The organism is Paenibacillus sp. FSL H7-0331 (genome assembly GCF_001956045.1).
This window is the reverse complement of sequence record NZ_MRTH01000018.1, coordinates 112,101-125,863: the sequence shown is the minus strand read 5'-3', so window position 1 is coordinate 125,863 and position 13,763 is coordinate 112,101. Positions and strand designations below refer to the sequence as shown.

The following is a 13,763-nucleotide window of genomic DNA, read 5'->3' as shown; positions in this document are numbered from 1 at the left end:
AATGGATAAACGTCGATATGGAACCAGACGATGGTTGCACCAAATGCTCGTTTTTATCGTGGTCTTGTGCATGACGGCTTCATTCGGACCGATGGGCGGCGCCGAGGCTACCGCGGCGGTGAGTGTGAAAGCTGAAGCAGTCGGGTCGTCAGGCGAGCCCGGAAGTACGGTAAGTGTGGCAGTCAACATGGAGCCGGGGACAACACCGGGTGTAAACGATTTTATTCTAGGATACAGTATGGAATTGTCTTATGACGCCCAGGTGCTTGAGCTTGTCCAAGGGAATTCAGCGGTAAAAGATGAAGCGCCATCCTCTCTTTTTAGCGCAGATACATCCGTGGCTGGAAAGATTAAGGTTGCGGCAACGGGTTTAACCGACCTTGGGTTTCTTAGTTCCAAACAAAAGATATTCACGGTTCAACTGAAAATTAAAGAAAACGCGGTACCGGGCGATTCCATTGTAAACTTTACCTCAGCGAAATATACGGTGGACGATACGGCTTTCACTGCGATTCCCGGTCTTACCGCCGGTACGGTACGCATCAATCCGCTTGCGCCCGGCACGGTGAGCCTTGTTATCGGCAGTGCCAGCGGAGCGCCCGGCGAAACGGTCGATGTGCCCATATCTGTAAGCGAAGCTTCGAAAGGAGTCGGTTCTTACGGAATGGAAATCGGCTATGATACAGCCTCGCTGGAAGTGACCAAAATAACAGGCCAATACGGGGACACTTTCGATTCCGTATACGACAATACTACAGGCTCACTCAAAGCTGCTTGGGCGGATCAGAGGGGCGGCGATGCCGCTATAACGTCAGGCCAAAAAATGTTTACGATCTCCTTTCGTATTAAGGATGGGGCGAAGACAGGGACTAAAGCCTTAACCTTAAAGGGAAACAATCCGGAACAATTTACCGTGACCGACGCATCGGCGAAAGAAATGACGAAAACGCTGCAGCCCGGTAAAGTTGAAGTTGCATTCCATTTGAAGGCGGCTGCGGGAGACGGTACAGCCCTCTTGAACTGGAACAGCGTAACAGGAGCCACCTACTACAATCTTTATATGGGTACAGCAAGCAGCGTTTACGACGCAACCTACAAAGCTACCGTTACGCAAACAACCTACAGCGTAAACGGCTTGACGAACGGAACAACTTACTATTTCTTAGTCAAAGCATACAATGTCGGCGGATGGATAACAGATTCCAATGAGGCAAGCATCAAGCCGAACCTGGCAGTGCCGCCGACGCTGACGAAAGTGGGCATCGCCAGCCGTAATGCCACCCCGTCCGTTGCCAAAAAAGGCGACGTGGTGACTCTAACCTTTACAGCCAGCGAGAGCTTAAAGGAATTGCCCGCAGTCACCCTTACAGGCCAGACGGCCAGTGTGACAAGCTTGGGCGGCAATGTCTATAAAGCGGAATATTCATTTACAGGCAATGAAACTGAAGGGCTTGTTCCGTTCACCATCGATTTCGCCAATTTGTCCGGAAACCCGGGAGTACGCGTAAATACGACAACGGATGGCAGCAGTGTATTGTTCGATAAAACGGCGCCTGTGGGAACATTGAGCATTAACAGCGGAGCAGAGAGCACGATCTCGACCTCCGTCAACTTGACGATTACGGGGAGCGACGGTGCGGGTTCGAATGGTATCCGGATGCGCTTTTCTAACGACAACGCGGACTGGAGCTCATGGGAAGCGATTGCTGGAACGAAAGCATGGGCGTTGAACCCGGGCAGCGGCGCAAAGACAGTATCCATGGAGTTGACGGATGCGGCGGGCAATGTAACAACGCCGGCGATCAGCGCGGCGATTACCTTACGCAATACGTCCAGCGGCGGGGGCGGTTCATCGTCCGGTTCTTCACAGGGCGAGACCATCACTGTTAATGTAGAAAATACCGGCAACGGCGGCGTTGTGTCCACGGCGGTCATACATCGTACGACTGGAGCGGACGGACGAAAGAAGGATGAGCTTTCCCTTACGCCGGGTCAGGCGGACAAGCTGGTTGATCAACTGAAAGCTGCCGGTTCCAACTCTGCCAAGATCGTCATTCCCGATCCCAAGGATGAGGTTTCAGAGGTTAAAGTCACTTTGCCGAAGGAATCAACAGCCAAATTGGCGGACAATAAAGTGAATTTAGAGATCAGCACGAATAATGTACGCATTGTTATTCCGGACGGATCGCTGCAAGGATGGAAGGATGACATCTACTTCAATATCGTGCCGGTCAAAACAGAAAGCGAACGCAGTGAAATCGAACAACGTGCAAGAACGGAGCAGATTGTGCGTGAAGCCGCCGGTAGTGCAATTGTCAATGTCTTGGGTCGTCCCATGATGATCGAGACGAACATGCAGAACCGTCCGGTTACGCTGGTACTGCCTTTACCCGACACGGGCCTGAACGAGCAGCAGCTTAAAGAGTTGGGCATCTTCATCGAGCATAGCGACGGCACAAAAGAGCTGATTCGAGGGGAAATTGTCCCCTACGATTCAACGGGCAAGCCGGGCATCCGGTTTACCGTGAACAAGTTTAGTACATTTACGGTCGTTCAGCTAGGATCGCAAGCAAGTAATGTGCATCAAGCGTATATGACGGGCTATCCGGACGGCACATTCGGACCGGACAAGCCAATTACGCGTGCAGAAATGGCAACAGTGTTAGTCCGGTTGTTCGCTAAGGATAAGAGCAGTAAGACAGCTGCCATAACCTATACGGATACCACGCCTGGTCATTGGGCCAATGCAGCTATCGATGTGGCAGCGGACAGCGGACTGATGGACGGCTATCTGGATGGCAGCTTCAAGCCGGAACAAACCATTACGCGCGCTGAAGCGGCAAGCATTGCAGCTCGTTTGAGCTCGGCCGCGGAAGGCGGCGGCAGCTTCTCCGACACCGTAGGCCATTGGGCAGCGGCAGCGATTGGGAAAGCGAAGGCGGCGGGAGTAGTTAACGGATACGGGGACGGCACGTTCCGTCCTGAGCAGACCCTTACCCGGGCTGAAGCGGTGATGATGCTTAACAAGTTGTCGGGCCGGGATCCGTTATCTGTATCCGATGCAAAGTGGAGTGATGTACCTTCACAACACTGGGCGTTTAAGAACATTCAAGAGGCGTCCGTGGATCATGTTCATGTGCCGGTATCAGTCGGCGGAAAGTAACAGAGCAAGGTAGTCACAACTTGGATGAGAGCAAGTTAATTTTTAGGTGAAATTGATTTGAAAATAATATAACAATGGTTTTGCCTGTGAGGAAAAACGAACATGCCGGATCAGGTAAACGGAGGAGAGGCGAGATTGTTTAAAAGGGTCATTGTAGAGGACGAAATACCGACATTAAATTTAATGAAACGCGTTATTGGACAAGTTCCGCACTTTACCGATCACAGGCGCGTTTACAAGCTCGCTTGAGGCGTTAGCTCGCCTGCCTGAGCTTCAACCGGATATCGCTTTCCTTGATGTGGAAATGCCAAGGATGAACGGGCTGCAGCTCGCGGAAAAGATTAACGAGGCGTCAAAGCATACGAAAATCGTCTTCATGACGGAACATAAGCATTATGCGCTAGACGCAATCAAAGTTTATGCCTTCGATTACATCTTGAAGCCCGTGACACCCACGGTAATCGAGCAGGTTGCGAGCCGGCTGTTAAAGCGGCATTGCCCTGTCGCCGATGCCGTGCAAAAGGGCAGCCTGCCTTGATTCGGTGTTTTGGGGGGGATTCGAGGTCCGTAATTCGAGAGGTTCGATGGTCCACTTTCCAACACGAATGACGGAGGAGTTATTAGCTTTCTTCCTCTGTCACCCGGATCAGGGTCTCAACAAGTGGCGGTTGGCGGATTTGTTATGGCCGGATATGAGCAAGGACCGCGCATTGCATAATTTACACAATACGATGTATCGTCTAAAGAGAAAGCTGAAAGAGCAAGAGATCGATATGAGCATTCAGAAAACGAACGAAGGATACATGCTGGAATCATTGGAACAAATGTATGATGTGCTGGAATATGAGCGGTACGATTTTCCTCTTGCGGAAAAGTTGCAGGATACGGCGCAAGCGGCACATGGAAGAGACGTTGCACGGCAGGGAGATGACATTCTCTCTGCTTTTTTGTGCGCCTCATAGTCGCACGATCTAAGTGTGTTTTTACCTACACTTGGCATACCACTAACAAATCCTATTATTTCATTGTCTTCTAGCGGAATCACCCTTACTATTATTTCTAATAACCACGCACAATCTTAATGATCGGCTTATCCAGACGCTTCAAATCTTTATTAGCTTAGTTTGTGACATTTAATTGGTACATTATAGGTAGCTCTGTGTGCGTCAAATAGCCCCACCTAGCAGAGGTGGGGGCTATTTGACGCACACGTTTTACGAATAATTGATGACCGCTAAGATAAGTCAACAGTTTGGATGACCTAGAACGATGAGCCATACAATGGCAATTTCAGATCAAGGTGAACAATATATTCAGGCATTCATTCATGTCCTCACGACACAAAAAGATTAAATCCAAAAACGTTACGCGAATATGCCGGTGATTTAAAACAGTTTATTAGTTGGTTTGAAACCGCGGAGTACCAGGAAGAGAAAACCTGTATTTCGATCGAGGATGTGGCTACCCCGACATTGACGCGGTACCGAGAAGATATGCAAAAAACAATGCGGTTGAAGCCATCTACAATCAATCGCCGTCTCATCACACTGAAACGTTTTTTTGAATGGGCAAACTCGGAAGGACTCATTCGCCGCAATCCCTCAAAACCAGTCAAATTGGTTCCTGAAGAAAAGACAAGTCTAAGACAGATGACAGACAAGGAGGAAGCAGCGAGAGGTTCCTTTGAATGTTACCGTTAGAGCTGTACTGGAAAAATATATGCCTATGTTGAAACCGATTTACAGATTGAAGAACATTACACGGATACAGCCGGTTACACCGATCAGGTCTTTGGATTAACGCACTTATCAGAAAAGCTAATGACAAAAAGATATATTGAGATCATATAATCAAGGAACTAAAAGCTGGATTCCTTAGAGTAAGAAAATCCAGCTTTTATCTGAAAATAATGTCAAACCGTATATGTTGGTTAATATGTTGGCTGGACCCCGTAAAGCATTTGTGCACGAACATGGTCTAAGGGTCTATTCACAGGTATTTCCAGGAAATATTCCAGCTGCCAAGCTTGAGTTTTTAGAGCCTGACGGCTTGTAGGATGGTCCCATGATGGGTAAACCCGTATTCCTCTTTTACCACCTTTACCTTGACTGGATACGATATCCTGATCACATAGAACAGATGTCGGAAATATAAACTGCCCCAAGTTGTTATCATGGCGTGTACTAATAACAAAGAAATCGACTGGTTCTGATATGTCATAGGGTTGGGTCGGTCCATTCCCGATTCTCTCCCATAGGGTCACAAATTGTCCGATCTTTGTAGGTGTGATTTTTGCGACACGAAATCTAATGGAAAGAGCATTCAAGTTAAATACATACGCGCCATAGTCAGAATTTTGTTTTTCTTCGAGTGGTTGAGAGCAATCAAACCTGCAAGGGTTATATACAAGATCCCTGGTGGCAAGCAGGTCACTATGAATCGTGTCGGTCGAATTCCAATTAATGGGATCCCTCGTGCCTGCTTTTGAAATGTCTTGATGATGTTCTTCCATCTGTTCAAAATCCCCCATATGAGTCTATGTAGTCATCCATTTGATGCGAAACCGTTTCGTAATAGAAGTTTAACTCAAGTTTAGATTAGAGGCCAAGTAATCAACATGCTTGTCTACCTCATTCCAATTCGTAGCACGAAATACTAAGGGATTAGCAACGGATACATTATAGGGCTGTTCATATAAAATAACGGGCTTATTAACAAGGGCAAACTCCTCAGCATAGTGAGGACCGTCATCAATCAATACATCAACCTTAGCTTGAATACATGCTTGGAGTTTATTTTCGATCAGTGTAATATTGTGATAATTAATCTTATGATGCTGAAGCCAGTTAATGGTAACTTCGCGAAAAAGCAAGGGTCGTGCGGTAATAATGGATATTTGATGCTGAGTATATAGTTTCTGTAATATTTCTATAGCCATGGGTAGAGGCGATGAATTCCAATGAATATCATGACCGTATTTATTATAAACGGCATCGCGTTCTTCTTTATCCCACCCATATAAACGGTATAAATAAAAATCATTCACATCTACATGCGTTAACGATAACCCAGACGCGATATTATAGTAATGTAAAAAAGCTGAAGTTGCATCTAGAATGGTGTTGTCCAAATCGATTCCGATATGCAAGTTTTAACAAACCTCCAACTAAACATCTTGAATTTTTGATTAAACCGATTATACCATTGAAAGGTAATCATGTGCATGCACGAATACCAAATAAATAAAATTCGAATCCAAGTTGGGGTGAACAATGATGGATAGCAATTTTAAATTTGAACAAAGATACGTGAGGTAAATTATAACGATTTGCATAATTATTACTTGAAATTCTAATAATAAGCAAATTCATTTTAGCAGAAATAGGGATGGGATTCATCTATGTATCGTTTAATGAAACTATTGATGGGATCATCCCGTCGCAATAAACGGATACTGGAATTGCAAAGTCTCTCTGGACCGATAGTGACTATGGGTGAGGATATAGATACAAAGCGGTTACTATTGGAAAGGACGTTTGCCCATTGTTCGGATGTTGTGTTTCGAACAGTGAGTCTGTTTGGTAGTAACCAAGCTGTTCTGGTTTATGTGGACGGAATGATTGATCCGCATGGTTTATTACAGGGAGTGCTGGACAGCGAAAGAATATTTGAAGGAAAAGAGCTCTTAAGTATAGCCGAAAAATTAGAGCAGACGCTGACGATTGGGCGAATGCATGTGACGAATATGGCGGACGAGCTTGTTAAAGGCGTGCTTGATGGTGGTTTAGCGATTGTTCTTGATGGGGCACAGAATGTGCTGATTGTCGGCATGGAAAAGTTTCCATCTCGGAATGTGGAAGAACCGGAGGCGGAGCCAGTTGTTCGTGGCCCGCGCGAAGGCTTTATCGAAGAGATTAAAACAAATACAATCTTGCTTCGCAAACGCTTGCGGACATCGCGTCTGAAAATTGAATCATTTACTTTAGGAGAACTATCTCAAACGAAGGTATTGGTCGCCTATATCAGTGGGATTGCAACCGATTCCGTTGTGAAGGAGGTACGGGAACGCGTTTCGACTATCAAGATTGACGGGGTGATCGATTCTGGCTATATCGAGGAGTTCATTGAAGATATGCCGTTTTCTCCGTTTCCGCAGGTACAGAACACAGAGAGGCCAGACGTTGTCATGGCCAATCTGCTCGAAGGCAAGATAGCGATTCTAGTTGACGGCTCACCTAACGTACTCATCGTACCGATGACATTTTGGAGTGCGCTGCAAAATGCAGAAGATTACTATAGTCAGCATTGTGGGTGCGCTTGTTATTGGGCAGGCCGCGGTACAGGCGGGTCTCGTTTCTGCGCCAATTGTCATTGTTGTCTCGATTACAGGAATTGCAAATTTCGCGATACCTAAGTTTAGTGTGGCGATCGGTACTCGATTGCTTCGTTTTCCGATGATCCTCCTGGGAGGAACGTTCGGTCTTTACGGCGTTGGCATTGGATTGCTCGGTATTCTGATTCACCTGAGCTCACTTCGTTCGTTTGGAATTCCGTACTTTGAGCCGGTGGCTCCACTATCACTAAGCGGATTGAAAGACGTATTGATCCGTACTCCGCATTGGGCATTGAAGCTACGCCCCCGATTAACGGGTTATCAGGAACCGTTGCGTGTTCCTCCAGGACAAAAACCCGCTCCGGATCGAAACAAGGAGAAGGGTGGTCCTCTGTGATGATCTATTTAGGGAAGATTGGTGTTATTCTTATTGCCATCACGGTAGTATGTACGGGATGCTGGGATCGTGCGGAAATCAACGATATTGCGTTGATGATGGCTTCTTCCTTGGATCTGGAGGAGGACGGACGTTATTATGGCTTAAGTCAAATTGCAGTACCTAGCCGTCAAATCGACAATTCGCCGCAAGCAACTAAAAGTTATTTTGTTGAATCAGGAATAGGGACTAATGTGCAGGAAATTGTTCAGCATGAACAACCTAAGCTATCCCGCAAATTATTCATTTCACAACGACGTGTGTTGTTTATTGGAGAGAAGCTTGCTAGAAAAGGGATCAACGATATTATTGATCATTTTAGCCGTAACTCATTGTCACGTCTCCGTACGTATGTACTAATAGTCAAAGGAGGGGAAGGTAAAGACGCGATCATGACTGATTACCCAATGGAATTTGTGCCTTCCGAAGCAGTGCGCGAGATAGAGAAACAGAGCGGGGGTATGACTGCTACTTTCCGCGATCTGTTCAACGCTGCTTCCGGGGAAGGCATAGAGCCTGTCTTAAGTGCAATTGAGCTGACGCCAAGTCCACAGAAACCCAAAGGGAGTGAGCCAGTCAAGAAAACGTTCAATTTGACGGGTACAGCGATTTTCAAAGATTTGAAGCTGCTGGGCTATCTAGATAATCACGATACACAACTTTTACATTGGATAACCGGAAAGCTAAAGCAAGGTATAATTATCGTTCAATTGCCAAATAAAAAAAACAACGTAAGTGTCACACTGATCGAATCAAAAGGGGTAATAGCTCCAACAGTGGAAGGAAGTAAGGTGAAATTTGCGATTCATTTGAAAGGAAAAGGAACGATAGATGAAAGCAATACCCATCTGGATTTTTCAGACCCCAAGAATTTACACATGGTGGAAAAAGAGCTTGAGCAGTTGGTTCGCACGGAAACAGTGAAGCTAATAGAAAATGTACAGAAGAAGTATGCATCCGATATTTTCGGTTTTGGCGACACACTTCACAAGAAAAACAAGAAAGCATGGAAAAAACTCAAACCACAGTGGAAAGAAAGTTTTGCGGAAGCAGAAATCAGTGTAGATGTAGATTTTGTTGTCACACGTGCGGGTATGACGGGACCTTCGCTGCAACTTCGAGAGCAGGAAATAACCAAATGACGGTGCATAGGCTCCACTAAACAGGTTTTATTACCCGAGTCATGATTGGCTGAGAAGGAGGTGGAAGAAATGGAACGTGAAGTCGAGCAGATTTCAAGCACCGGGCTTTCGGCGGTAATGTTAATGTTTATGGTTGGCACCCCTTTAACGGTACCGCTGGCCGCGGTAGCCGGGCACGATGCTTGGATCTCTATACTTTTTAGTATGATTCTATCTTCTGGAATTGTGTGGGTATATACGCATCTTTGCCAGTTATATCCTGGTAAGTCTCTCATTGAAATCGGAGGGGAGTTGTTTGGTGCTTGGGTCGGCCGTCTTCTAGGACTATGCTATGCATGGTACAGCTTTCACCTCGGATTTCTTGTGTTGCGCGCGTTTGTTGAGTTTATCTTGATGGTCGCACTGCACAAGACACCTCCTTTTGTCATCTCAGCTGTGATGATGGGGCTTGTGATTTGGGTGACCTATGCGGGAATCGAAGTGATCTCCCGCTGCTCAGTGCCCCTTGTTGTTTTTGTGTTATTAGAAGGCATATTATCGCTAATTCTTATGGGAAAAGATTTCCAACTCGATAATCTGCTCCCTGTGGTGGATCTTGGTTGGAAGCCAATATTTCAAGGAATGACAGAGCTTGTCGGATTTCCATTTGGCGAAACGATTTTGTTTGCGATGGTTATTCCGCATATTAATATAATCGGACAGGCGAAGAAAACGATGCTGTGGACGCTCATAATCGCCGGTTCATTGCTTCTTCTTGTCAATGTTCGTAATACGTTAATACTGGGAGAATTATCATCGAAGTTGATTTATCCGAGCTTTACCGCTTATCAGTACATTTCGATTGCAGATTTCTTTGATCGGATAGAACCGATTGAGATTCTCAGCTGGATGATGGGGGGATTTATCAAAATAAGTATTTGCCTTTATGTATGTGCCAAATCGCTTTCATGGGCACTTTCCAGCAAACAGTATCGTACGTACCTTTTTCCTTTGAGTCTATTAATGCTGGAATTTTCCTTCCTTGTCTACCAAAGCAACACGGAGTTGATCCAATTTGCAACAAAAGTATGGCAATGGTATTCGGTTCCATTTCAAATAATAATCCCGCTTGTCATACTTCTGATTGTGCTTGTTACTAAACGGAAGCGTAAGCTGATTTTGAGTGAATCAAATAGTTCGAAGGTGACCGAGGAATGATGGTTATAAAATTGGCATTGTTCCTGATGTTTGTCATAGGTCTGTCCTATTTGCAAATTCAAAACATGCTTTCCAAAGGAGATAACGTGATCGCGTATATGGGTCTGATGCTGACCGCTGCCGTGATCGGGTCACTACTTATTGCTGACGTTCATTTGCCAAGTCCGGCCACACCGCTGAAAGCGGTCTTTGAACCGATCGGAAAATGGGTTTTTCCTGAATAGAAGAAATAGGAGGAAGCCATGCGAATGGTTTCCTCTTTCCTCATTTATGGTTTCAAGTGTTTTGTTTTCTCCACAAGGAGGGACTTACTTCGTATCTTTGCTTAAATAGCCGACTGAAGTAATGGATGCTTTGAAAGCCAACGGCATCACTAATTGCCTGTACGGGCATTTGTGTCGTAGATAAAAAACAGGCTGCTGCATTCAAGCGCAGGTCATGAAGGTATTGAAGCGGTGTTCTGCCGGCGATTTTGTGAAATGAACGAATAAAGTAGGAAACGTCTAGGTAGGCATGGGAGGCTAATAGACTGACTGTCATCGTATTCTGATAGTTGGATTCCATGTAGCGCATGATCTTCTGAATACGTTGGTTAGCATCTTCGATATCCCGGAAGGCCTCTGAAGGCGTGGATATCGCCCGAAGCCCGTGAGCCTCTAGAAAACATGTAATAAGTAGAAGCAGCCGACGAATGTCCAATAGCATGAGGTCTTCGGCAATAGATTGATAAGGGCTCTGAGGATCGTAGCTATCCCACATCCTGGAGGCGGTCTGATAAATCGGGACGAATGCAGAGAGCTGCGGGTCTTTATTGGACTGCTTCCCATTCCATGAACTTGCATGTACAAGACTCGGAAATTCTGTGGAGCCCTGCATGTCCAGTTCGATGTATCCAAAACGGCAGACTTCTGATTGCTTGACTAATATATGTGGAGTATTCGGTGGCAGCAGGAAGAGAGCCGGTGCGGCTGTCAGGTAGGTTTGGCCCATCCATTGAAACGCGACCACGCCATCTGAGATGAAGAGAATTTCATGATAGGGATGAATGCCCCCTCCGTTTTCCTTGCTCAGAACCCCTGATAAATCTACCTTATCGATTTTGCGCAAATACATGGCAGCTCTCCTTGAACATGAGCCCAGTTGATTCCCCATGGCTCATGATGTAATCTCCTTAAATTTTACCATATAAAAAGCGTCTTTGAATCACCTTGACAGGTGGAAAAGTCGATTTTGTGCAAACCCTAGCTGGGAAGACCGATCAGATAACGGAATAATTCATACTAATAGTCAGGAAGTCAAATACATTATGCAAAGACAATGACAGCGTTTCCCTATAAGCTGGTATCATATCCAAGCGATAAGAGAGGGAGATGCTACCAATGAGAACGAAAATGAAAATGCTGCAAATTGTCGGCCCCGTTGAGTATACAATCATTAATGCGGATGTGCCTCAAGTCAAGGATCATGAAATATTGGTGGAAATTGAAATCGTAGCTACGTGTCCACGTTGGGACTTGAGTATGTTGGGTGGAAAGCATATGTTTGATGCCTCCAAAGCTCTCGAGTATCCTCTTCCACCTGGATGGCCGGGACATGAAGCGGCAGGTATTGTAAAAGCGGTAGGCAGCGGTGTGGTAGGCTATCAAGTGGGTGACCGCGTCGCGTCGCTTGAGCATATAGCAGGAAATGGTGCTTATGCCGAATATTTATGTTACCGTGAACATGAGCTGATCAAGCTGCCGGATTCGATCTCGTTCAAACAGGCTGTATCGTTCGAACTGCTGAAATGCGTTATGATCGGGCTCTTGCAACTCGGCGATTTGCGCGGCAAATCGATAGTTGTCTCTGGTCTCGGGCCAGCCGGTATTCTTGCGTTGCAAATGGTGCGAATCTGGGGTGCCTCTGAAATCATTGGTGTCGATCTGAACGAACAGCGCATCCGGTATGTGAACGAACTTGGAATCGGTGAAGCTGTGCACCCCGACGAGCTTGGCAGTCGGCGTTTTGATCTTGGATACGACTGCGTGGGCGCGGCTCCGTCCGTGCAAAATCTGCTTCGTATCGTCGATCAACATGTCGTTGTTTTCGGCGTTTTGAAAGGTACGGTGCAGTACGAGGATCATTTGTGGTTCAAAGGCATGAAGCTAGAATCTTATCAATACCGTCGTTTCAATGAGCGTGATCGGGAATTGTTGATCGATGCTGTGGCCAGTAAAGGCCTGAACATGGAGTGTATTCAAACGCATCATGTTCCATTCACACAGTATCAGGAAGCGGTTGAATTGTTGAAATCACAAACCGCGATTAAAGTGCATTTTTATCCGGGTACTGACTTTGTCTCCGATGGACTTGGGGATGGCAACCAGAGAGGGGTAGACCAATGATAGGAAAAGCAGTTGTTTTTACGGATCGATTGAAGGTATCTGTTCAGGAGGTGGAAATTCCGGAACCGCGTCATGATGAGATTGTCATCGATGTGGAGCTTTCCTGGATCAGTAATGGGACCGAATCGTCCTATCTGCGCGGGGAACGCATCGCCGGGGATACACCTTACCATTCGAATGCAGCCTGGCCCTTCCCGATTGTTGCCGGATATCAGAAGGTAGGTGTAATCCGGCAAGTGGGTTCCGAGGTGTCGGGATTTCAGGTCGGTGACCGTGTATTTGCTACCATTAGTAGAGTGTCAGGCATGTTTAACCCATACGGTGGCCATATTAGCCCAGCAGTGACTGCTGCGGATCAGGTGTGGAAGCTGCCTGAAGGGGCGAGCTCCATCGATTATAGCGGTCTTGTTCTGACCCAGGTCGGGTATAACTGCGGTATGCGGGCACCTGTAAGGGATGGCGACTGTGCCATCGTTATCGGGGATGGCCTCGTAGGCCATTGGACAGCGCAAACGCTGCTGAATCGCGGAGCTCGGGTGTTGGTCTTGGGGCGTCACGATGATCGTCTGCGGTATTTGCCGGAAAAGACAGTTGGCGTTAATACGAGATCCCACTCACCCATGGATGCTGTAAGCGATTTTACTGGTACTGACCGAATCGCTGTACTGGTGGATACAGTAGGTGATTTGAATGCCGTCGAGGGATGTTTGCCGCACTTTAGACGTAACGCTCATTTTGTTTCGGCAGGTTTTTACGGATCTTCAGGAAAGATTGATATCCAGAAGCTCCGCGACAAAGAAATAACACTGCACGCACCTGCTGGATGGACTAAGGAGCGTATGGACGCAACTCGCGATGGGATTCGTGACCAATGGCTGCAGACGGGTTCCCTCGTAACACATCGCTTTCCCGTGAATCGTGCTGACGAAGCATGGCAGTTGATTGTTGACAAGAGCGAGCCGAGTCTGGGAGTTATCCTAGAATGGTAGAAGCTCGTAAAATAAGGTGCCTTAGGGACAAAATTAAGACGCAGGCTGCCGCTAATTGTAAAACAGGCAGCCTGTTTTAGGTTAATTTTGGATGTTTTTGCATGATAAAGGAGGTGTTG

14 protein-coding genes and 1 pseudogene are annotated in these 13,763 nt (G+C 46.5%); 12 read left to right on the top strand and 3 right to left on the bottom strand.

From position 1 onward, the window contains the following. Position 1: 1 nt before the first annotated feature. From BK127_RS24595 to BK127_RS45715, 5 genes and pseudogenes are all read left to right on the top strand, one after another. The gene (locus BK127_RS24595; RefSeq protein WP_076234160.1) at positions 2-3,163 is read left to right on the top strand and encodes an S-layer homology domain-containing protein; all 3,162 of its coding nucleotides are present in this window, start codon (positions 2-4) and stop codon (positions 3,161-3,163) included. 196 nt (positions 3,164-3,359) lie between these two features. Next, positions 3,360-3,701 (top strand): LytR/AlgR family response regulator transcription factor, encoded by a 342-nt coding sequence (locus tag BK127_RS44895; RefSeq protein ID WP_256711431.1) that lies wholly within the window; start codon positions 3,360-3,362, stop codon positions 3,699-3,701. A gap of 46 nt (positions 3,702-3,747) precedes the next feature. Next, positions 3,748-4,125 carry an AfsR/SARP family transcriptional regulator gene (locus BK127_RS44890; protein ID WP_256711430.1) on the top strand — a complete coding sequence of 126 codons (378 nt, stop codon included), beginning with the start codon at positions 3,748-3,750 and terminating at the stop codon, positions 4,123-4,125. 345 nt (positions 4,126-4,470) lie between these two features. Continuing rightward, complete coding sequence (locus BK127_RS24585) at positions 4,471-4,863, top strand: site-specific integrase (RefSeq protein ID WP_305954322.1); 393 nt, start codon at positions 4,471-4,473, stop codon at positions 4,861-4,863. A 24-nt stretch (positions 4,864-4,887) separates the two neighbouring features. Further along, a pseudogene (locus BK127_RS45715) lies at positions 4,888-4,971 on the top strand (Tn3 family transposase); the annotation flags it as partial. A gap of 122 nt (positions 4,972-5,093) precedes the next feature. On the opposite strand, the gene BK127_RS24575 reads toward BK127_RS45715, so the two are convergent. Both BK127_RS24575 and BK127_RS24570 read right to left on the bottom strand, forming a co-directional pair. After that, complete coding sequence (locus BK127_RS24575; RefSeq protein WP_076234159.1) at positions 5,094-5,675, bottom strand: MepB family protein; 582 nt, start codon at positions 5,673-5,675, stop codon at positions 5,094-5,096. Between the two features lie 69 nt (positions 5,676-5,744). Then, positions 5,745-6,311: a 5' nucleotidase, NT5C type gene (locus BK127_RS24570; RefSeq protein ID WP_076234158.1), complete on the bottom strand. Its 567-nt coding sequence runs from the start codon at positions 6,309-6,311 to the stop codon at positions 5,745-5,747. Positions 6,312-6,575: 264 nt separating this feature from the next. On the opposite strand from BK127_RS24570, the gene BK127_RS24565 reads away from it, so the two are divergent. From BK127_RS24565 to BK127_RS24550, 5 genes are all read left to right on the top strand, one after another. Next, a complete protein-coding gene (locus BK127_RS24565; protein ID WP_256711429.1) occupies positions 6,576-7,577 on the top strand; it encodes a spore germination protein in 1,002 nt (333 codons plus the stop codon). Then, positions 7,471-7,893: a spore germination protein gene (locus tag BK127_RS44885; protein WP_256711428.1), complete on the top strand. Its 423-nt coding sequence runs from the start codon at positions 7,471-7,473 to the stop codon at positions 7,891-7,893. Before BK127_RS24565 ends, BK127_RS44885 begins: the two co-directional genes overlap by 107 nt. Then, the gene (locus BK127_RS24560; RefSeq protein WP_076234157.1) at positions 7,893-9,074 is read left to right on the top strand and encodes a Ger(x)C family spore germination protein; all 1,182 of its coding nucleotides are present in this window, start codon (positions 7,893-7,895) and stop codon (positions 9,072-9,074) included. Before BK127_RS44885 ends, BK127_RS24560 begins: the two co-directional genes overlap by 1 nt. 69 nt (positions 9,075-9,143) lie before the next feature. Further along, positions 9,144-10,271 carry a GerAB/ArcD/ProY family transporter gene (locus BK127_RS24555; RefSeq protein WP_076234156.1) on the top strand — a complete coding sequence of 376 codons (1,128 nt, stop codon included), beginning with the start codon at positions 9,144-9,146 and terminating at the stop codon, positions 10,269-10,271. Continuing rightward, on the top strand, positions 10,268-10,495 hold the full coding sequence (locus BK127_RS24550) for a hypothetical protein (protein WP_076234155.1): 228 nt from the start codon (positions 10,268-10,270) through the stop codon (positions 10,493-10,495). Before BK127_RS24555 ends, BK127_RS24550 begins: the two co-directional genes overlap by 4 nt. A 52-nt stretch (positions 10,496-10,547) precedes the next feature. Here BK127_RS24550 and BK127_RS24545 read toward each other — a convergent pair whose 3' ends face one another. Further along, the gene (locus tag BK127_RS24545; RefSeq protein WP_076234154.1) at positions 10,548-11,384 is read right to left on the bottom strand and encodes an AraC family transcriptional regulator; all 837 of its coding nucleotides are present in this window, start codon (positions 11,382-11,384) and stop codon (positions 10,548-10,550) included. Positions 11,385-11,650: 266 nt separating this feature from the next. On the opposite strand from BK127_RS24545, the gene BK127_RS24540 reads away from it, so the two are divergent. After that, positions 11,651-12,655 (top strand): zinc-dependent alcohol dehydrogenase, encoded by a 1,005-nt coding sequence (locus tag BK127_RS24540; RefSeq protein WP_076234153.1) that lies wholly within the window; start codon positions 11,651-11,653, stop codon positions 12,653-12,655. Further along, a complete protein-coding gene (locus BK127_RS24535; protein WP_076234152.1) occupies positions 12,652-13,644 on the top strand; it encodes an alcohol dehydrogenase catalytic domain-containing protein in 993 nt (330 codons plus the stop codon). The genes BK127_RS24540 and BK127_RS24535 overlap by 4 nt, the downstream gene beginning before the upstream one ends. Positions 13,645-13,763: the final 119 nt, after the last annotated feature.